At 41.3% G+C, this 17372-nt stretch carries 28 protein-coding genes; 22 read left to right on the top strand and 6 right to left on the bottom strand.

Annotation, left to right across the window (positions count from 1 at the left end; genetic code table 11):
* Window positions 1-2: 2 nt before the first annotated feature.
* The 21 genes from rplN to AB5062_RS14545 all read left to right on the top strand — a co-directional run bounded on the left by rplN (window position 3) and on the right by AB5062_RS14545 (window position 11197).
* Window positions 3-368, top strand: coding sequence for a 50S ribosomal protein L14 (gene rplN, locus AB5062_RS14645; RefSeq protein WP_005844866.1), 366 nt, complete (start codon window positions 3-5; stop codon window positions 366-368).
* 20 nt (window positions 369-388) lie between these two features.
* Window positions 389-712: a 50S ribosomal protein L24 gene (rplX, locus tag AB5062_RS14640; protein ID WP_005844868.1), complete on the top strand. Its 324-nt coding sequence runs from the start codon at window positions 389-391 to the stop codon at window positions 710-712.
* Entirely contained in the window at window positions 712-1269 is a 558-nt protein-coding gene (gene rplE / locus AB5062_RS14635; protein ID WP_005844870.1) for a 50S ribosomal protein L5, read from the top strand. Before rplX ends, rplE begins: the two co-directional genes overlap by 1 nt.
* Window positions 1270-1275: 6 nt before the next feature.
* Complete coding sequence (rpsN, locus tag AB5062_RS14630; RefSeq protein ID WP_005844872.1) at window positions 1276-1575, top strand: 30S ribosomal protein S14; 300 nt, start codon at window positions 1276-1278, stop codon at window positions 1573-1575.
* A 57-nt stretch (window positions 1576-1632) separates the two neighbouring features.
* Window positions 1633-2028: a 30S ribosomal protein S8 gene (gene rpsH / locus AB5062_RS14625; RefSeq protein WP_005844874.1), complete on the top strand. Its 396-nt coding sequence runs from the start codon at window positions 1633-1635 to the stop codon at window positions 2026-2028.
* Between the two features lie 14 nt (window positions 2029-2042).
* The gene (gene rplF, locus AB5062_RS14620) at window positions 2043-2612 is read left to right on the top strand and encodes a 50S ribosomal protein L6 (protein WP_005844876.1); all 570 of its coding nucleotides are present in this window, start codon (window positions 2043-2045) and stop codon (window positions 2610-2612) included.
* Window positions 2613-2633: 21 nt separating this feature from the next.
* Window positions 2634-2975 (top strand): 50S ribosomal protein L18, encoded by a 342-nt coding sequence (gene rplR, locus AB5062_RS14615; protein ID WP_005844882.1) that lies wholly within the window; start codon window positions 2634-2636, stop codon window positions 2973-2975.
* Between the two features lie 6 nt (window positions 2976-2981).
* A complete protein-coding gene (gene rpsE, locus AB5062_RS14610) occupies window positions 2982-3497 on the top strand; it encodes a 30S ribosomal protein S5 (RefSeq protein WP_005844884.1) in 516 nt (171 codons plus the stop codon).
* A gap of 9 nt (window positions 3498-3506) precedes the next feature.
* A complete protein-coding gene (gene rpmD, locus AB5062_RS14605) occupies window positions 3507-3683 on the top strand; it encodes a 50S ribosomal protein L30 (protein ID WP_005844887.1) in 177 nt (58 codons plus the stop codon).
* Window positions 3684-3713: 30 nt separating this feature from the next.
* Entirely contained in the window at window positions 3714-4160 is a 447-nt protein-coding gene (rplO, locus tag AB5062_RS14600; protein ID WP_005844889.1) for a 50S ribosomal protein L15, read from the top strand.
* A 4-nt stretch (window positions 4161-4164) separates the two neighbouring features.
* On the top strand, window positions 4165-5511 hold the full coding sequence (gene secY / locus AB5062_RS14595) for a preprotein translocase subunit SecY (protein WP_005844891.1): 1347 nt from the start codon (window positions 4165-4167) through the stop codon (window positions 5509-5511).
* A gap of 10 nt (window positions 5512-5521) precedes the next feature.
* Window positions 5522-6319, top strand: coding sequence for a type I methionyl aminopeptidase (map, locus tag AB5062_RS14590; protein ID WP_005844893.1), 798 nt, complete (start codon window positions 5522-5524; stop codon window positions 6317-6319).
* A gap of 1 nt (window position 6320) precedes the next feature.
* Window positions 6321-6539 carry a translation initiation factor IF-1 gene (gene infA / locus AB5062_RS14585; RefSeq protein ID WP_002558052.1) on the top strand — a complete coding sequence of 73 codons (219 nt, stop codon included), beginning with the start codon at window positions 6321-6323 and terminating at the stop codon, window positions 6537-6539.
* A 14-nt stretch (window positions 6540-6553) separates the two neighbouring features.
* Window positions 6554-6670 (top strand): type B 50S ribosomal protein L36, encoded by a 117-nt coding sequence (ykgO, locus tag AB5062_RS14580; RefSeq protein WP_002558051.1) that lies wholly within the window; start codon window positions 6554-6556, stop codon window positions 6668-6670.
* 33 nt (window positions 6671-6703) lie between these two features.
* Window positions 6704-7084, top strand: coding sequence for a 30S ribosomal protein S13 (gene rpsM, locus AB5062_RS14575; protein ID WP_005844895.1), 381 nt, complete (start codon window positions 6704-6706; stop codon window positions 7082-7084).
* Window positions 7085-7095: 11 nt separating this feature from the next.
* Window positions 7096-7485 (top strand): 30S ribosomal protein S11, encoded by a 390-nt coding sequence (gene rpsK / locus AB5062_RS14570; RefSeq protein ID WP_005844897.1) that lies wholly within the window; start codon window positions 7096-7098, stop codon window positions 7483-7485.
* 116 nt (window positions 7486-7601) lie between these two features.
* Complete coding sequence (rpsD, locus tag AB5062_RS14565) at window positions 7602-8207, top strand: 30S ribosomal protein S4 (RefSeq protein ID WP_005844899.1); 606 nt, start codon at window positions 7602-7604, stop codon at window positions 8205-8207.
* Window positions 8208-8218: 11 nt separating this feature from the next.
* Window positions 8219-9211 carry a DNA-directed RNA polymerase subunit alpha gene (locus AB5062_RS14560; protein WP_005844902.1) on the top strand — a complete coding sequence of 331 codons (993 nt, stop codon included), beginning with the start codon at window positions 8219-8221 and terminating at the stop codon, window positions 9209-9211.
* Window positions 9212-9214: 3 nt separating this feature from the next.
* Window positions 9215-9703, top strand: a complete 489-nt coding sequence (gene rplQ, locus AB5062_RS14555) for a 50S ribosomal protein L17 (protein WP_005844904.1) — start codon at window positions 9215-9217, stop codon at window positions 9701-9703.
* A 410-nt stretch (window positions 9704-10113) separates the two neighbouring features.
* Complete coding sequence (locus AB5062_RS14550) at window positions 10114-10539, top strand: hypothetical protein (RefSeq protein WP_005844906.1); 426 nt, start codon at window positions 10114-10116, stop codon at window positions 10537-10539.
* A 118-nt stretch (window positions 10540-10657) separates the two neighbouring features.
* Window positions 10658-11197 (top strand): hypothetical protein, encoded by a 540-nt coding sequence (locus AB5062_RS14545; protein WP_032952821.1) that lies wholly within the window; start codon window positions 10658-10660, stop codon window positions 11195-11197.
* Window positions 11198-11291: 94 nt separating this feature from the next.
* Here AB5062_RS14545 and AB5062_RS14540 read toward each other — a convergent pair whose 3' ends face one another.
* On the bottom strand, window positions 11292-13091 hold the full coding sequence (locus AB5062_RS14540; RefSeq protein ID WP_016271690.1) for a MutS family DNA mismatch repair protein: 1800 nt from the start codon (window positions 13089-13091) through the stop codon (window positions 11292-11294).
* 329 nt (window positions 13092-13420) lie between these two features.
* On the opposite strand from AB5062_RS14540, the gene AB5062_RS14535 reads away from it, so the two are divergent.
* The gene (locus AB5062_RS14535; RefSeq protein WP_005844912.1) at window positions 13421-14092 is read left to right on the top strand and encodes a hypothetical protein; all 672 of its coding nucleotides are present in this window, start codon (window positions 13421-13423) and stop codon (window positions 14090-14092) included.
* A 254-nt stretch (window positions 14093-14346) separates the two neighbouring features.
* Here AB5062_RS14535 and AB5062_RS14530 read toward each other — a convergent pair whose 3' ends face one another.
* From AB5062_RS14530 to AB5062_RS14510, 5 genes are all read right to left on the bottom strand, one after another.
* Complete coding sequence (locus AB5062_RS14530; RefSeq protein ID WP_005844914.1) at window positions 14347-14805, bottom strand: DUF4252 domain-containing protein; 459 nt, start codon at window positions 14803-14805, stop codon at window positions 14347-14349.
* Entirely contained in the window at window positions 14802-15332 is a 531-nt protein-coding gene (locus tag AB5062_RS14525) for a hypothetical protein (protein WP_016271688.1), read from the bottom strand. Before AB5062_RS14525 ends, AB5062_RS14530 begins: the two co-directional genes overlap by 4 nt.
* Window positions 15319-15831, bottom strand: coding sequence for an RNA polymerase sigma factor (locus AB5062_RS14520; protein WP_032952819.1), 513 nt, complete (start codon window positions 15829-15831; stop codon window positions 15319-15321). Before AB5062_RS14520 ends, AB5062_RS14525 begins: the two co-directional genes overlap by 14 nt.
* Window positions 15818-16303, bottom strand: coding sequence for a DUF4252 domain-containing protein (locus AB5062_RS14515; RefSeq protein ID WP_032946162.1), 486 nt, complete (start codon window positions 16301-16303; stop codon window positions 15818-15820). Before AB5062_RS14515 ends, AB5062_RS14520 begins: the two co-directional genes overlap by 14 nt.
* 336 nt (window positions 16304-16639) lie before the next feature.
* The gene (locus AB5062_RS14510; protein WP_032946160.1) at window positions 16640-17368 is read right to left on the bottom strand and encodes an SDR family NAD(P)-dependent oxidoreductase; all 729 of its coding nucleotides are present in this window, start codon (window positions 17366-17368) and stop codon (window positions 16640-16642) included.
* Between the last annotated feature and the right edge of the window lie 4 nt (window positions 17369-17372).

Here is a 17372-nt window from a genome sequence, read left to right as displayed (position 1 = left end):
TTATGATACAAGTAGAATCCAGACTTACAGTGTGTGACAACAGTGGCGCTAAAGAAGCTCTTTGTATCCGCGTATTAGGCGGTACGAAGAGACGTTACGCTTCTGTAGGGGATGTCATTGTAGTTTCTATCAAGAGTGTAATCCCCTCTAGTGATGTTAAAAAAGGTGCAGTATCAAAGGCTTTAATTGTACGTACTAAGAAAGAAATCCGTCGTGCTGATGGTTCTTATATTCGTTTTGATGATAATGCTTGCGTATTGTTGAATAATGCAGGTGAAATTAGAGGAAGTCGTATTTTTGGCCCTGTTGCAAGAGAGTTGCGTGCTGCAAACATGAAAGTGGTATCACTTGCACCTGAAGTACTTTAATTTTGTAAAAGATTTAAGTAATGAGTAAATTACATATAAAAAAAGGCGATACAGTTTACGTAAACTCTGGTGAAGATAAAGGTAAAACTGGCCGTGTGCTGAAAGTTCTTGTTAAAGAAGGACGTGCACTTGTAGAAGGTATCAATATGGTATCGAAAAGTACCAAACCTAATGCAAAGAACCCTCAGGGTGGTATCGTAAAGCAGGAAGCTGCTATACATATCTCAAACTTGAATTTGGTTGATCCTAAAACAGGCAAGCCAACACGTGTGGGAAGAAGAGAAAGTTCTGATGGTAGAACATTTGTTCGTTATGCTAAAAAATCAGGAGAGGAGATTAAATAATGAGTAATACTGCTAGCCTTAAGAAAGAATATGCAGAGCGCATTGCGCCTGCATTGAAGAATCAGTTCCAATATTCTTCAACAATGCAGATCCCCGTACTTAAGAAGATTGTTATCAATCAAGGATTGGGTATGGCTGTTGCTGATAAGAAGATTATTGAAGTTGCTATTAATGAGTTAACAGCAATTACTGGTCAGAAAGCTGTTGCAACAGTTTCACGTAAAGATATCGCTAACTTTAAGTTACGTAAGAAAATGCCGATTGGCGTAATGGTGACTTTGCGTCGTGAAAGAATGTATGAGTTCCTTGAAAAACTTGTTCGTGTTGCTTTGCCACGTATTCGTGACTTCAAAGGTATCGAAAGCAAGTTCGATGGAAGAGGTAATTATACATTGGGTATTCAGGAACAAATCATTTTCCCTGAAATAAATATCGATAGTATTACTAAAATTCTCGGAATGAATATTACCTTTGTAACTTCTGCTCCGACAGATGAAGAAGGTTATGCTTTGTTGAAGGAATTTGGTTTACCGTTTAAAAACTCAAAAAAAGATTAATATATTATGGCAAAAGAATCAATGAAGGCTCGTGAAGTAAAAAGAGCCAAACTTGTAGCCAAATATGCTGAAAAACGTGCTGCGTTGAAAAAGATTGTCAACTCAGGTGATCCTGCTGAAGCTTTTGAAGCTGCTCAGAAATTACAGGCTATTCCTAAGAATGCTAATCCTATTCGTTTGCACAACCGTTGTAAATTGACCGGTCGTCCTAAAGGCTATATTCGTCAGTTCGGAATTTCAAGAATTCAGTTCCGCGAAATGGCTTCTAATGGTTTGATTCCGGGCGTAAAGAAAGCAAGCTGGTAATTCTTTTTATTTTTAAATATTGTCAGGGTAGTCCTGATTAATTTAATTTATTATTATATGACAGATCCAATCGCAGATTATCTCACCAGATTGAGAAATGCAATTAGTGCAAAGCACAGAGTAGTAGAAGTGCCTGCCTCAAATTTGAAAAAGGAAATCACTAAGATCCTTTTCGACAAAGGCTACATTCTGAACTACAAGTTTGTAGAAGATGGTCCTCAAGGAACTATCAAAGTGGCTTTGAAGTACGACTCAGTAAACAAAGTAAATGCTATTAAGAAGCTTATTAGAGTTTCTACTCCGGGTTTACGTAAGTATACGGGTTACAAAGACATGCCGAGAGTTATTAATGGTTTAGGTATTGCTATAATATCTACTTCCAAAGGTGTAATGACTAACAAAGAAGCTGCTGAACTGAAAATCGGTGGTGAAGTTCTTTGTTACGTATATTAATAGGAGGATAAGCAATGTCAAGAATAGGAAAATTACCCATTAGTATTCCCACTGGAGTAACAGTTACTCTGAAGGATAATGTAGTTACTGTAAAAGGTCCTAAAGGCGAACTTAGCCAATTTGTTGATCCTTCTATCAATGTTGCAATTGAAGATGGACATGTGATGTTGACAGAAAACGAAAACGCGATGTTGGATAACGTAAAACAAAGACATGCTTTTCATGGCTTGTATCGTTCTTTGGTTAACAACATGGTTATTGGTGTTTCTGAAGGTTATAAGAAAGAACTGGAACTTGTCGGTGTAGGTTACCGTGCTTCAAACAATGGTAATATTATTGATTTCGCTTTGGGTTATACTCATAATATCTTTATGCAGTTACCTCCTGAAATCAAGGTAGAAACTAAGTCAGAAAGAAATAAGAACCCTCTTATTATATTGGAATCTTGTGACAAACAACTGCTGGGTCAGGTTTGTTCAAAAATACGTTCTTTCCGTAAGCCGGAACCTTATAAAGGTAAAGGTATTAAGTTTGTTGGCGAAGAAATTCGTAGAAAGTCTGGTAAGTCAGCCGGTGCTAAATAATTTACATAAAATTGTATTATCATGACAACAAAATTAGAAAGACGAATCAAGATCAAATATAGAGTACGCAATAAGATTTCAGGTACTACTGAACGTCCGCGTATGAGTGTGTTTAGAAGTAACAAGCAGATTTACGTTCAAGTTATCGATGACTTGTCTGGTAGAACTTTGGCTGCAGCTTCATCTTTGGGAATGGAAGCTATGCCTAAGAAAGAACAGGCTGCTAAAGTTGGTGAACTGATTGCCAAGAAGGCTCAGGAAGCTGGTATTACGACTGTCGTATTCGACCGTAATGGTTACTTGTATCATGGGAGAATAAAAGAAGTAGCTGACGCTGCTCGTAACGGTGGACTTAAATTTTAATCAATTATGGCAGTTAATAATAGAGTTAAGATAACTAACGATATAGAGTTAAAAGACAGATTGGTTGCTATCAACCGTGTTACAAAGGTAACAAAGGGTGGTAGAACATTCAGCTTCTCTGCAATTGTCGTTGTTGGAAACGAAGACGGTATTATTGGTTGGGGCCTTGGTAAAGCAGGTGAAGTAACAGCTGCTATTGCTAAAGGTGTTGAAGCAGCTAAAAAGAACTTGACTCGTGTTCCTGTATTGAAAGGTACAGTTCCTCATGAACAGTCGGCTAAATTTGGTGGTGCTGAAGTATTCATCAAGCCGGCTTCTACCGGTACTGGTGTGGTAGCAGGTGGTGCGATGCGTGCTGTTTTGGAAAGTGTGGGTGTTACAGACGTTTTGGCTAAGTCAAAAGGTTCTTCTAATCCGCACAACTTGGTAAAAGCTACTATTTTAGCTTTGGGCGAGATGAGAGATGCCCGTATGGTTGCTCAGAACAGAGGCGTAAGTATGGAAAAAGTATTTAGAGGATAAGGAGGAATTATGTCAACTATTAAGATTAAACAAGTAAAAAGTAGAATTGGTGCTCCTGCTGATCAAAAGAGAGTACTCGATGCGCTGGGACTTCGCAAGATGAATCGTGTGGTTGAGCACGAAGCAACTCCTTCTATTCTGGGAATGGTTGAAAAGGTAAAACACCTGGTTGCCATCGTTAAGTAATTCATTGTTAATAAAAAAACTAATTACGATATGAATTTAAGTAATTTAAAACCTGCAGAAGGATCTACAAAGACTAGAAAAAGAATTGGCCGTGGCCCGGGATCTGGTTTGGGTGGTACTTCTACAAGAGGTCATAAAGGTGCTAAATCAAGATCAGGTTATTCAAAGAAGATTGGTTTTGAAGGTGGACAGATGCCTCTTCAACGTCGTGTTCCGAAGTTTGGTTTTAAGAATATTAACCGTGTAGAATATAAAGCTATTAACCTTGAAACTATTCAGAAATTGGCTGAAGCTAAGAATCTGACTAAGGTAGGTATGAATGACTTTATTGAAGCTGGTTTCATTTCTTCTAATCAATTGGTAAAAGTACTAGGTAACGGTAGTTTGACTACTAAGCTTGATGTGGAAGCTAATGCTTTTTCAAAGAGTGCGGTAGCTGCAATCGAAGCTGTTGGTGGTAATGCAGTAAAACTCTGATTCAATGAGAAAATCTATTGAAACATTAAAGAATATATGGAAAATTGAGGATCTGAGACAAAGGATCCTCATTACTATATTATTTGTTGCAATTTACAGGTTTGGTTCTTACGTGGTTCTGCCAGGTATTAACCCTGCTATGTTAACTCAGTTGCATAAACAAACGAGTGAAGGTTTGTTAGCCTTGTTAAACATGTTCTCTGGAGGAGCGTTTTCCAATGCATCTATTTTTGCATTGGGAATCATGCCATATATCTCGGCATCAATTGTAATTCAGCTTTTGGCGATTGCTGTTCCCTACTTTCAGAAAATCCAGCGTGAAGGTGAAAGTGGTAGAAGAAAAATCAATCAGTATACTCGTATATTGACAATTGCAATTTTGGTTTTCCAAGCTCCCTCATACTTGCTTAACCTTAAGATGCAAGCCGGACCATCACTTAATGCTTCATTAGATTGGACATTCTTTATAATTACTTCTACCATCATTTTGGCAGCTGGAAGTATGTTTATTCTGTGGCTTGGAGAAAGAATAACAGATAAGGGGATAGGTAATGGTATATCATTCATCATTTTGATTGGTATTATTGCCCGTCTGCCACAATCTTTATTCCAGGAGTTTGTTTCTCGTCTGGCTTCTCCGGGTGCAGGTGGTATCATCATGTTTTTGTTGGAAATAGTATTTTTGTTGTTTGTTATTGCAGCAGCAATTTTGCTGGTTCAAGGCGTCCGCAAAGTTCCCGTACAGTATGCGAAACGTATTGTAGGAAACAAACAATATGGTGGTGCAAGACAATATATTCCTTTAAAGGTGAATGCTGCGAATGTAATGCCTATCATCTTTGCCCAGGCAATCATGTTTATCCCTATTACATTGGTAGGTTTCTCAAATGCTGCAACAGCAAGTGGTATTGTACGTGCATTTGTAGATCATACTAGCTTCTGGTATAATTTTGTTTTTGCAATATTGATTATTGTGTTTACATACTTCTATACTGCAATAACAATTAATCCTAACCAGATGGCAGAAGATATGAAGAGAAATAATGGTTTTATTCCGGGAATAAAACCAGGTAAGAATACAGCTGAGTATATAGATGCGATCATGTCTCGTATTACTCTGCCGGGTTCTATATTCTTGGCTCTTGTAGCCATCATGCCTGCATTTGCCGGTATTTTTGGAGTAAAAGCTGAGTTCGCCCAGTTCTTCGGTGGTACATCCTTATTGATTCTTGTAGGTGTTGTATTGGATACACTCCAACAGGTAGAAAGTCATTTGCTGATGCGCCATTACGACGGATTGTTAAATTCCGGAAGAATCAAGGGGCGTGCTGGTAATGTTGCTGCATATTAATTAGTCTGAGATGATATTTCTTAAGACAGATGATGAGATAGAGCTGCTTCGTCAGAGTAACCTACTTGTAGGTAGGACTCTGGCTGAAGTTGCTAAATTGATAAAACCCGGTGTGACAACTAAGGAACTTGACAAGGTGGCTGAAGAGTTTATTAGAGATAATGGAGCTGTTCCTACTTTTAAAGGTTTTCCCAATCAGTATGGTGATCCGTTTCCCAGTACCTTGTGTACTTCGGTAAATGATCAGGTTGTACACGGTATTCCCAATGATATCCCTTTGAAAGAAGGTGATATTGTTTCTGTTGATTGTGGTACTTATATGAATGGGTTTTGTGGGGATTCAGCTTATACCTTCTGTGTAGGAGAAGTTGATCCTGAGGTCTTGAAACTTTTGAAGACAACAAAAGAAGCTTTATATTTAGGTATAGAGAATGCCATTCATGGAAAGCGTTTGGGTGATATAGGTTTTGCTGTCCAGCAACATTGCGAGGCTAATTCCTATGGTGTGGTAAGAGAATTCGTAGGTCATGGTATTGGAAAAGATATGCATGAAGATCCGCAGGTACCCAATTATGGAAAAAGAGGATACGGCACTCAGTTGAAAAAGGGTATGTGCATTGCCATCGAACCGATGATAACATTGGGTTCCCGCCAGATAGTAATGGAAAGAGATGGATGGACAGTGCGTACACGCGATAGGAAATGTGCCGCTCACTTTGAGCATACAGTTGCAATAGGAGTTGGGAAGGCAGATATTTTGTCCTCATTTGAATATGTCGAACAAGTATTAGGAGATAAAGCAATTTAATATGGCAAAGCAATCCGCAATAGAACAAGATGGAGTTATAGTTGAAGCATTGTCTAATGCAATGTTTCGTGTTGAGCTAGAAAACGGGCATGAGATTACTGCTCATATCTCTGGCAAGATGAGAATGCATTACATTAAAATATTACCCGGGGATAAGGTCAGAGTAGAGATGTCTCCTTATGACTTATCTAAAGGAAGAATCGTTTTTAGATATAAATAAAAAAGAAATAAGATATGAAAGTAAGAGCATCATTAAAGAAACGTACGCCGGAATGCAAAATCGTTAGACGAAATGGCCGTTTGTATGTTATTAACAAGAAAAATCCTAAGTATAAACAACGTCAAGGATAATTTATTATTTTTGCAAAAAAAATAATTTAGTATATGGCTATAAGAATAGTTGGTGTAGATTTGCCTCAGAATAAGAGAGGCGAGATTGCGTTAACCTATGTATATGGTATTGGACGCAGTAGTTCAGCAAAAATCTTGGATAAGGCTGGTGTTGACAGAGATGTGAAAGTAAAAGACTGGACAGATGACCAGGCTGCTAAAATTCGTGAAATCATTGGTGCTGAATACAAAGTAGAAGGTGATCTTCGTTCAGAAGTGCAATTAAACATTAAGCGATTAATGGATATTGGTTGCTATCGTGGTGTACGTCACCGTATTGGTCTGCCGGTTCGTGGTCAGAGCACTAAGAACAACGCTCGTACACGTAAGGGAAGAAAGAAAACAGTTGCAAATAAGAAAAAAGCTACTAAATAATAATTGTTGATATGGCAAAAAAAACAGTCGCAGCTAAGAAGAGAAATGTGAAGGTTGACGCTAATGGACAGTTGCATGTTCATTCTTCATTCAACAACATCATTGTATCTCTGGCAAATAGTGAAGGTCAGATTATCTCATGGTCTTCTGCAGGTAAGATGGGATTTAGAGGTTCTAAGAAGAACACTCCTTATGCAGCACAGATGGCTGCACAAGATTGCGCTAAGGTAGCGTTTGATCTTGGCCTGAGAAAGGTGAAAGCTTATGTAAAGGGTCCTGGAAACGGACGTGAGTCTGCTATCAGAACTGTTCACGGAGCTGGTATCGAGGTTACTGAAATTATTGATGTAACTCCGCTTCCGCACAACGGTTGTCGTCCTCCGAAAAGAAGAAGAGTTTAATAGATAACCTATTTTTATATGTAACTTGATTTTGTTAATAATGGATTGCACTTCCTTTCTGTAATCGCGGCTGCAACAAATTAAGTTCATTAGTAACAATTAAATTAGAAAAAGAAATGGCTAGATATACTGGACCAAAATCAAGAATTGCCCGTAAATTCGGTGAAGGAATCTTTGGAGCAGATAAAGTTTTATCTAAGAAGAATTATCCTCCCGGACAACATGGTAACAACAGAAGAAGAAAGACTTCTGAGTATGGTGTCATGTTGGCAGAAAAACAAAAAGCTAAATATACTTACGGTGTATTGGAAAAACAATTCCGTAACCTGTTTGAAAAGGCTGCAAGTGCTAACGGTATTACCGGTGAAATCTTGTTGCAGAGTTTAGAGGCTCGTCTTGACAACGTGGTGTTCCGTTTGGGTATTGCTCCGACTCGTGCTGCTGCCCGTCAGTTAGTAAGTCACAAGCACATTACAGTAGATGGAAAGGTAGTTAATATTCCTTCATTCTCTGTAAAACCCGGTCAGATTGTGGGTGTACGCGAAAGATCTAAATCTTTGGAAGTGATTGCTAATTCACTTGCAGGATTCAATCACAGCAAATATCCTTGGTTGGAGTGGGATGAAAGTTCTAAGGTAGGTAAGTTGTTACATATACCTGAAAGAGCAGACATTCCTGAAAACATTAAAGAACACTTGATCGTTGAATTGTACTCTAAATAATAATTAATTTCATGGCGATATTAGCATTTCAAAAACCTGATAAAGTATTAATGTTGGAAGCGGACTCCAGATTTGGAAAATTTGAGTTCCGTCCACTCGAACCCGGTTTCGGTATTACCGTAGGTAATGCTTTACGCCGTATTCTTCTTTCTTCATTGGAAGGATTTGCAATCAACACGATTAAGATCGAAGGTGTAGAACATGAGTTCGCATCTGTACCCGGTGTTAAAGAAGACGTGACCAACATTATCTTAAATCTGAAGCAAGTCAGATTTAAGCAAGTAGTAGAAGAGTTCGAAAATGAAAAGGTAAGCATTACCGTTGAGAATTCTAGTGAATTTAAGGCAGGTGATATAAGTAAGTATTTGACTGGATTTGAAGTGTTAAATCCTGAATTGGTTATTTGCCATTTAGATTCAAAAGCAACAATGCAGATGGACATTACCATTAATAAAGGTAGAGGGTATGTTCCGGCCGACGAAAACCGCGAATATTGTACCGATGTTAATGTAATTCCTATCGATTCTATTTACACACCGATACGTAATGTAAAATATCAGGTGGAAAACTTCCGTGTTGAACAGAAGACTGACTACGAAAAGCTGGTATTGGAAATTACTACCGATGGTTCCATTCACCCGAAGGAAGCTTTGAAAGAAGCCGCTAAAATATTGATTTATCATTTCATGTTGTTCTCTGATGAAAAGATTACTCTTGAAACATCCGATGTGGACGGCAATGAAGAATTTGATGAAGAAGTATTGCACATGCGCCAGCTGCTTAAGACTAAGCTTGTTGATATGGACCTCTCAGTTCGTGCCTTGAACTGCTTGAAAGCTGCCGATGTGGAAACATTGGGTGACTTGGTACAGTTCAACAAGACAGATCTGTTGAAGTTCAGAAACTTCGGTAAGAAATCGCTCACGGAGCTTGATGATTTGCTCGAGGGTCTGAATCTGTCGTTTGGAACCGATATCTCTAAATATAAATTAGATAAAGAATAAAAAATGAGACATAATAAGAAATTCAATCATTTAGGTCGTACTGCTTCTCATAGAAGTGCTATGTTATCTAACATGGCTTGTTCTTTGATCAAGCACAAAAGAATCACTACGACTGTTGCAAAGGCTAAAGCTTTGAAGAAATTCGTTGAGCCTTTAATTACAAAATCTAAAGACGACACAACTAATTCACGTCGTGTTGTATTTAGCAACTTGCAAGATAAGTTTGCTGTAACGGAGTTGTTCAAAGAAATCTCTGTAAAAGTAGCAGATCGTCCGGGTGGTTATACTCGTATCATCAAAACAGGTCATCGTTTGGGTGATAATGCTGAAATGTGCTTTATCGAATTGGTAGATTACGATGAAAACATGGCTAAGACTGCAACTGCTAAGAAAGCAACTCGTACTCGTCGTTCTAAGAAGAGTGCAGCCGCTACAGAAGCTCCTGCAGCACCGGCAGCTGAAACTACAGAGGAAGCCCCTAAAGCTGAATAATCTGTAATCATCATATATATAAAAGCCATAGCTATAAAAGCTGTGGCTTTTTTTATTTTATGCCCTGACCGGCAGTAATGAGAAAACAAGCTGTGAGGCTTCTGTCCACATGCATATTACTTGTTCTGTTTACAAAAGTTTTGATACGGACGAGGCATGCAGAACAAGAACAGCTTTTAATTTAAAGTCGGAATTAGAAACATCGAATAATTCCTTCAAAACCGTCATAGATAGGTAACCTGTTGCTTTTCAGGAAGAAACCATGAAGGAATTGAGAACCGATCCTTCATAATTTTGGATAATCCTTCATAGCTCCCTTAAAACAAAATACCTTTGATATGTGTTAATTATTGTATGAAATGAAACCTAAAACGCTATTTATGTTATCTTTGTAAACCAAACAGTAAGCAATGAAAGGATTTGTTACAGTCATATTATTTTTTCTGTTTGCCTTGGCTTTTGCCGGAACAGAATATGTAGATGCAGTTCCAGCTGCATCAATGACGGTATGTACTGTACAGCATACGGATACTACTCCGCAGCACTCCATCAATGAAGATCGTGTCATTCCCTTGGATAGCAATAAGGGAATAGCAGATATGGAGTTTGGGGACGCTCATACTTTAGCACATCGCGTCAGTGCCTCTGCAGAGCGTATGTACCGTTTTTCCTCCATGGAGACTACCCAATTTATCAAAATTTTGTTGCGTAAGATGGCCGCCCGGATGGCCAGTCTTGCAAGCTGTCATACCCATGTGTATGCCTCTTCCTATTCCCTTCCCTGGGATAGTGCTTGCGAGCACTATATCTTTGGTATGAGGCGCATTCTTATTTAGCTTTTATTCTTTTACCAATTTGTTTTTCATGGTTCTGTCTTGTCGGGTGATTGGCGAGATGTGACCTTGGTATGAATTATTGTATTTTTAATTAGTAAAGAATAAAATTTAAATTATTATGAGTAATACAGTTTCTACTGAAGCAACCTTGTTTTCAACAACACACCCTGATGTCGTAAAACGTACTAGTGTTTCTTCTATTATCATATCCGCTATCCTTTGTGTGATAGGTGCGGGTGCATTTGCAACCTCTTTAAAGATGGGGGATTCCTCATCCACCATGAGCATGGTGCTTATGGCCGGTGGAACCATTTTGTTTCTGTGGGCCGTATTCCGCTTTTTCTGGCGAGGCAAGGAATGGGTATATGCACCTACCGGCAGCGTAGCTAAAGAAGGGACCTGCTTCTTTGATGTATGCAATTTACAGGCTTTGACGGATGCGTTGGAGAAAAAAGGTTTTGAAACCAGGAATGACGTGAAAGTAAAGACAAACGGAAACGTACGTATGGACTATATGATTTCTCAGGACAAGAAATTCGTTGCGGCCCAGCTGTTCCGTTTCATCCCCTATACATACGAACCTGCATCTTCTGTGTTTTATTTCACGGGAGATGATGCAAGTGCGTTTGTACATTGCTTGGAAACAAGTGAATTTTGATTTTCTATGACTCTTTATGTTATGAAATAAGGTGTGCCTGTGAAGGTCTGCTTTATTTGCTTAAGACGTTAATGTGATAAATTGTCGGGTGGGGTTAGTCGTTGATGATTAGCCCCATCTTTTTCATCAGGAAGCAGGCATTCATATTTTGTGCGATACCTTCACGGAGTTTGTATGAAAAAGTCAGTTCATCGTTGGTAATATCAGCTTCAAAGCAATAATTCCGTATCTCTTTGGGGAAATATTCTATTAGTTTCCCTAATAGCAGGTCGTGTGTGGCAATGATGCCATTCGTCTTCAGTTCCATCAGTTGGCGTACCAGGGCGAATGAGCCTTTCTGCTTGTCCATCGAGTTGGTTCCTTTTAAAATCTCATCCAGAATGATGAACAACTCCTCTCCCTTATTCAGGCGGTCTATAATTTGTTTCAATCGTTTTAGTTCGGCAAAGAAGTAAGATTCGTTGTCTGTCAACGAATCGGAAGTCCGCAAGCTTGTCACTAGTTTGGCAGGATATATTTCAAGGGAGGAACAGCATACGGGGCAGCCGGTACATGCCAATACATAATTCACTCCGATTGTACGCAGATAAGTACTTTTTCCTGCCATGTTGGCTCCTGTGATGATGACAAAGAACGGTCTTGAGGGGATATCGGCATCATTGGTCACACATTGCCGTGCAGGCATCAGGGGATGTCCCATATCCTTTGCAAGGAATACAAAAGGCTTGCCGGCAATGGTCGGATAGGTGTATGCGGGATGGTTGCCGGCAAATGTCGCCAGAGAACAAAGAGCATCAATGTCACCCAATACGTCCAGCCAGTGGAGCAGATATTTTCCATATTTGTGCCTCCATTGCTCAATGCGCATTACCTGCCGGAGTTGCCAGAACATGGAACCTTCCAGCAAGACATATAGCAGTTGGTTGTTGCGCAAGTCCAGTTTGTCCAGTTCCCGTGAAAGCTCTTTCAAGATATGGGTGGTGGATTTCCCGTTCATGCCGAATTCAGCTTTCAGGTGTCTGAGTAGCGGAGCGTTCATTTCCCGGTTTTCTATCAGGCTGATCAGTTCGGCGTAGATAGACAGAATACGTAATTTCTTGTCATACACTCTTTGCAGGTTGCTGACAGGCTTTATCAGTCCGAAACTACCTATCACGAACAGTCCGAAGGCCAGTCCGAACCATGTCATCGGAATGACCCCCGCCACTCCCAGCATAGCCAGTACGATGTTGACTCCGGGAACGATTCCCAATAACGGGCGGCTCCACCATTTCTTGCTGAAATAGGCAGGTGCTTCCGTCCACTCTTTAATTTCTTCGCGGTCGCTTGTCGCCCCTTTGTAGAGCAGGCCGGTGATCCGGAATGTTTCCCGGAAATCGGAATAAGCAGCCAGTTCCTTTGTCGCCTCCTGCCGTTGGATTATCTCTTCCTTTATCTCCAGATGATTTTGCAACCATTCTGCCAGTTTTTCCTTTCCGAATGAAGTGCAGGTACGGTTCAAGGCCTGGAACAAGGAGTGCCTTCCGAACAAGTCCAGGTCAAAAGAATACCTGTGGGCCGGGTTTGTGAATTCCTTTCCGTCCTCAAATGGCTCATAGTTGTCCGCCAGTGCGGAAAGCTCGTCACTATTCACCCGTATGCAGGTTTCCAGCCAGTCTTTGCGGAAAAACAACCGGTTGTGATACTTCACCAATGCCAGAAAAGGAACGAAAGTGACCGCTATGGTTAGACATATAGTGGGTGTCCCTGCCTGATAGAAGTAGATTGTTCCTATAATCCCTGCTGCAAATAACAAGACCCTCAGCGTGCTGATGCGGAGAATCTTATTTTTTACCTGGCGGAGTTCTGCCTCAGCCTGTTCAATGCGCTGTTCGTATTTTGCTTTCAATTCCATAATGATAGGTTATAAATATTTCCTTGCCATACCGGGCGCGGTTTTGCAGCGGAGAGGGGAAGCCTTCTGCGGCGATGCAAGGGTATGGCGAAGAACTTTTCATTTGTTTTCCGGCAAATATATAGAAAAAAAAACGTCTCCTTCTGTTTCTTGTGTTATTTAGACTTATCTTTTCATTTTAGGAAGAAGAGCCTTCCATCCAGAATGATGGCGGTTAGACCGATGAGGATGCATGACAGGAAATGAAATTTTAACATAGCCGATGAACCCATTGTCAATAGGAAAAAGTATATTTGTCTGTCTGATAAAGATTATAAACTACTTGGGGTATGAGAAAAATGATATTCATTTTATGCATTCCGACCGCTTTGCTTTCGGCTTGCTCACCATCCGGAATGCAAGGCAATCCGGCGGCAGTACAAGCCGGTGCGGCCATCGGCGGAGTATTAGGCGCTATTGTGGGTGACAGGGCCGGCGGATACAACGGTTCGCAATTCGGCGCCCTGCTGGGAACTGTAACGGGGGCTGCTGTGGGAAATGCCATAACTACACCTCGGGAGGAAACTTATCAGGTGGAGGAGTATTACGTAAAGACTTATCCTTCTTCTTCGCAGTATGAGCACACTTCCTCTTATGAGCCTTCATCGGGATTGAGGATTATCAACCTGCGTTTTATCGATGATAACCGTAACCATGTTATTGATGCGGAAGAAGACAGCAAACTGGTGTTCGATGTGGTGAATGATGGTGATGTGCCCGCTTACAATGTTACTCCGGTAATAGAGGAAATGAGCGGCATGAAACATATTTTGATTTCACCTTCGGCTCAGATTGCCTATATGCCTGTCGGGAATCAGATAAGGTACACGGCCACCATTCGTGGAGGCAGGAAGTTGAAAACAGGCCAGGCGCAATTCCGTGTTTTTGCAACAGAGAGCAACGGGGCGGTGACCGAAGCGCATGAGTTTACTTTGCCTACCCAAAAACGGATAAAGAAATAAGTTCCTTCATTGGCGGGGCTTCTACGGGCGGATAACCCTTTTCCGGAGATAACGTAAGCATTCGCAGCCCTATTGTTAAGCCTTTCCGACCGTCCGGTTACTATCTCCAAAGCCTGCGGAGTTATCTCCATAGCCTTTGGAGTTAACTCCGCAAGCTTTGGAGATAACTCCATAGTGCTATGGAGATAGTATATATCCTTTCTTCAGACCTTAGCAGGCGGGAGAAAAGGCCTTATGGTGGGGGATGTGTGGAGTTACTCCTTGTTGATGATGCCTTGTATCTCTTGCAGGGTCAGATTTCCTGTGATGGCGATGATGGTAAATTCATTTTTTTCCTGACTCATCAATACAAATTCCTTTTCTTTGTTTTTGTTCCGTTTCAGATAAATGATGGTCTTTTCGCCTTCATCGTTTATGCGCATCAGTTCCTCGTAGCCGTTCTTGGGACTGATGAAAGCTGTCTCTTTTTTCAGCTTGGCGATAATGTCGGGTTTTTCACAACTTAGAATCTGGATGTTATCCAGTTTGGAGGCTACTTCGCCTATATTTACCCCTTCCGTTTTCATGTCGGGCATCAGGCTGAGCATGGCTTTTGAGATATAGACAGAGGTTACCCCGTCCATATCAGCGAACTTGTCGAAAAAACTGTCCTGTGCGTAGGTGAACAGTGAGCACAGAGAGAGCAATAAGGTAATGATATATGTACGTTTCATTGTTTTATGTTATTTAATCGGTTTAATTGTTCGTTTACGTTCTCTTGAATTTTTCCGGTGGCTTCCTGCACCGATTCCACTTTTTCTATTCCTTTATTCAGGCTGCTGGAAAGCATGATAAGTGCCTTCTGGGCCTGTACGTATGCTTCTTCGGGGGTGGCGCAGGTATCTTGCGGTGCCGGATAGGGCTTGTATAGGTACAGTCCTACGGAGAGCAGGATGAGCAGGCTGGCGGCTATGCTCCCTATCCATTGCAAGCGGAGGACCCGTGTATGTTTTTTTATTTTCAGCGTGCGTCTTTCGCCTGTGTCCCATTGGTCTATCTTGCGGCTCAGCCTGCTTTCCAGTCCTTCCGGTATTTCGGGAGCGGGCTGTGCTGCCAGTTGCATGAAGATTTCCTTCTCGGCAAGTAAATGAGCCGGAACGTCCTCTTCGGTAAAAAAGCGTTTCAGTTCCTTTTCTTCGGTTTCGCTGGTTTCTCCATCGTAATACCGGGTCAATAGTCTTTCTATTTCATTTACTTTCATAGTTCATTATTGCATTATATTGTTCACGTATCTTTTTGCGGGCGCGGCTCAGCAACACACGTATGTTGATGGCATTCAGTCCTGTGGCTTGCTCTATCTCCTCAAAGGAGCAGTCATTGACATCACGGAGCAGAATCACCCGCTTTTGTTGCTCTGGCAGTCTGCCGATGAGCCGGCGTACCTGGTTCACCTCATCCCGTTGTTCCACTTCCCGCGCTATGTTGGTGTCCGTAGGGAGGTTCAGCTCTTCGGGTGCATGTCCGTCTTCATCGGGCCGGCTCCTGCGGAGGGCGTCGTAGCACAGGTTCTTGACAAGGGTGACGCAGTAGGCTTCGGTGTTCAGCACGCCCGCCAGCTCATCGCGCTTGTTCCACAATTTCAGATACGCCTCCTGCACCATATCTTCCGCCTCCTGAGGGTTGCCCGTCAGCCGGAAGGCTACCCGGTAGAGTTTCCGGTGGTAAGGTAGAAATTGTTGCTTAAACTCAGCGGTGTCCATGCTTCTTCCCTGTTTCCTGATTTACTAATTTGTTTATATCATCCTTTGTGAATTTTCCGTTTATCTGTACCAGTGTACAGTCTTCTTTTCCGGTGCATACAAACAGCAGTTCACGGATAGTTTCCTTTTTTGTTTTCATCAGCACGCGGACTTTCTCGCCTTCATCGTTTACACGCATCAGCTCATCATATCCTTTCAGATTCAGTTTGTTCACTTTTTTGTTGAACCGTTCTTTTACGCTTGCCGTACAAGATTCCAGGTCCAGTACTTTTATTGACTTTATTTTTCTTATTATCTCAGCGTCTTCATCGTGTCCGGCAAACATTTTTCCAAGAGACATCATGAAAGAAGATACTTTGACACAATCGGCATTTTTTTCGCTGCCGAATTCATTGAAAAGACCGTTGATGCCTTGGGCGTAGCCCAGATGGCAGACGAAGACTAGCAATAGAGTAAATACAAACTTTTTCATGGTTCTATTTGGTTTTTGTTCATACTGAAATTGTTTTTTGAAAGCGCTTTCAATCAGATAGACGGGGGAAGTGGGAAAGTTGTTACAAAGGGAAAAGAATTTTTTTAAGTTTCTATGTTTGTAAAGAGGTTCAGCTTTACAAAGAAAGCATCATTCAATAGCCTGTTTGATCTTTCATCAGCATGATCACAGGCTTTGCCGGTCCCTTTAACCAATTCCTTTCATTCAGGTAATTTCGGGGAGTAGAATGAAGAAACCCTCGCCTTGTTTACAAATCTTTCGCAAGTTCAGGATGAGAACAAGGGGTTTTTCTTATGAAATGATATTGGCTGGGGATTATTGGTTCCGCACAGGCAACCTCACCCATAACCATCCGGGAATCAATTTCCAGAAGAATACGATAAACTGATAGCGCCAGTCTATGATGGCTACTCTTTTCCTTCGGGAAATGGCTTTTACAATTTGAGATGCTACTTGGGAAGTATGCATCAGCAGCGGATATTTATCATCTTTCAGCAAAGGAGTGGCGACAAATCCGGGACGGATATCGGTGAAGGAGATGTTTAGTTTCTTCATGTGTGCCAATTGCTCCAATGCATTTATGTACGTGTTCTGAAACCGCTTGGTAGCTGAATAAGCTGGGGCGGATCCCAGCCCTTTGGTGCCTGCTATGGAGCTGATTACGGCTATATGCCCTTTCCCGCGTTGCTCAAAATAGTGATAGGCGGCATTGACCATCCGTATGAATCCCGAAACATTGGTGGCGGCGGTTTGTAATTCTATATCGGGTTGAAGTGAAAGATTTTGTTTGCCTATGCCCGAGCTGAGCAAGAACACATCCATACCTCCCATTTTAGTAATCAGTTGCTCCAATGAGAAAGGGGCGTCCTCACGGGTGACATCTATTGTCTGAGTACATACCTGTCCGGGCGCGGATAACCGGATTTTTTCCAGTTCTTCTTCTCTACGTCCTGCCACGCCTACTTGCCAGCCGTCTTTCAGATAGCATCGCGCCACTTCCAGTCCGATGCCGGAAGTGGCGCCAATGATAATGATTTTTTTCATCCGC

It is taken from the genome of Phocaeicola sp. RTP21359st1_B8_RTP21360_211022 (assembly GCF_040911965.1).
Classification (GTDB): domain Bacteria; phylum Bacteroidota; class Bacteroidia; order Bacteroidales; family Bacteroidaceae; genus Phocaeicola; species Phocaeicola vulgatus.
This window is presented reverse-complemented; position numbering and strand designations above follow the sequence as displayed.

Bases quoted from the DNA above. Each gene is read 5' to 3' on its own strand.
- AB5062_RS14515 (WP_032946162.1), bottom strand. From the start codon at position 16,303: ATGAAAAAGTTTGTATTTACTCTATTGCTAGTCTTCGTCTGCCATCTG.
- rplE (WP_005844870.1), top strand. From the start codon at position 712: ATGAGTAATACTGCTAGCCTTAAGAAAGAATATGCAGAGCGCATTGCG.
- AB5062_RS14560 (WP_005844902.1), top strand. From the start codon at position 8,219: ATGGCGATATTAGCATTTCAAAAACCTGATAAAGTATTAATGTTGGAA.
- AB5062_RS14510 (WP_032946160.1), bottom strand. From the start codon at position 17,368: ATGAAAAAAATCATTATCATTGGCGCCACTTCCGGCATCGGACTGGAA.
- rpsK (WP_005844897.1), top strand. From the start codon at position 7,096: ATGGCAAAAAAAACAGTCGCAGCTAAGAAGAGAAATGTGAAGGTTGAC.
- AB5062_RS14540 (WP_016271690.1), bottom strand. From the start codon at position 13,091: ATGGAATTGAAAGCAAAATACGAACAGCGCATTGAACAGGCTGAGGCA.
- map (WP_005844893.1), top strand. From the start codon at position 5,522: ATGATATTTCTTAAGACAGATGATGAGATAGAGCTGCTTCGTCAGAGT.
- rplQ (WP_005844904.1), top strand. From the start codon at position 9,215: ATGAGACATAATAAGAAATTCAATCATTTAGGTCGTACTGCTTCTCAT.
- AB5062_RS14550 (WP_005844906.1), top strand. From the start codon at position 10,114: ATGAAAGGATTTGTTACAGTCATATTATTTTTTCTGTTTGCCTTGGCT.
- rpsD (WP_005844899.1), top strand. From the start codon at position 7,602: ATGGCTAGATATACTGGACCAAAATCAAGAATTGCCCGTAAATTCGGT.
- rplN (WP_005844866.1), top strand. From the start codon at position 3: ATGATACAAGTAGAATCCAGACTTACAGTGTGTGACAACAGTGGCGCT.
- rpsM (WP_005844895.1), top strand. From the start codon at position 6,704: ATGGCTATAAGAATAGTTGGTGTAGATTTGCCTCAGAATAAGAGAGGC.
- rpsH (WP_005844874.1), top strand. From the start codon at position 1,633: ATGACAGATCCAATCGCAGATTATCTCACCAGATTGAGAAATGCAATT.
- AB5062_RS14520 (WP_032952819.1), bottom strand. From the start codon at position 15,831: ATGGACACCGCTGAGTTTAAGCAACAATTTCTACCTTACCACCGGAAA.
- rplF (WP_005844876.1), top strand. From the start codon at position 2,043: ATGTCAAGAATAGGAAAATTACCCATTAGTATTCCCACTGGAGTAACA.
- AB5062_RS14530 (WP_005844914.1), bottom strand. From the start codon at position 14,805: ATGAAACGTACATATATCATTACCTTATTGCTCTCTCTGTGCTCACTG.
- rpmD (WP_005844887.1), top strand. From the start codon at position 3,507: ATGTCAACTATTAAGATTAAACAAGTAAAAAGTAGAATTGGTGCTCCT.
- rplO (WP_005844889.1), top strand. From the start codon at position 3,714: ATGAATTTAAGTAATTTAAAACCTGCAGAAGGATCTACAAAGACTAGA.
- rpsN (WP_005844872.1), top strand. From the start codon at position 1,276: ATGGCAAAAGAATCAATGAAGGCTCGTGAAGTAAAAAGAGCCAAACTT.
- rpsE (WP_005844884.1), top strand. From the start codon at position 2,982: ATGGCAGTTAATAATAGAGTTAAGATAACTAACGATATAGAGTTAAAA.
- secY (WP_005844891.1), top strand. From the start codon at position 4,165: ATGAGAAAATCTATTGAAACATTAAAGAATATATGGAAAATTGAGGAT.
- AB5062_RS14525 (WP_016271688.1), bottom strand. From the start codon at position 15,332: ATGAAAGTAAATGAAATAGAAAGACTATTGACCCGGTATTACGATGGA.
- rplX (WP_005844868.1), top strand. From the start codon at position 389: ATGAGTAAATTACATATAAAAAAAGGCGATACAGTTTACGTAAACTCT.
- AB5062_RS14535 (WP_005844912.1), top strand. From the start codon at position 13,421: ATGAGAAAAATGATATTCATTTTATGCATTCCGACCGCTTTGCTTTCG.
- rplR (WP_005844882.1), top strand. From the start codon at position 2,634: ATGACAACAAAATTAGAAAGACGAATCAAGATCAAATATAGAGTACGC.
- AB5062_RS14545 (WP_032952821.1), top strand. From the start codon at position 10,658: ATGAGTAATACAGTTTCTACTGAAGCAACCTTGTTTTCAACAACACAC.
- ykgO (WP_002558051.1), top strand. From the start codon at position 6,554: ATGAAAGTAAGAGCATCATTAAAGAAACGTACGCCGGAATGCAAAATC.
- infA (WP_002558052.1), top strand. From the start codon at position 6,321: ATGGCAAAGCAATCCGCAATAGAACAAGATGGAGTTATAGTTGAAGCA.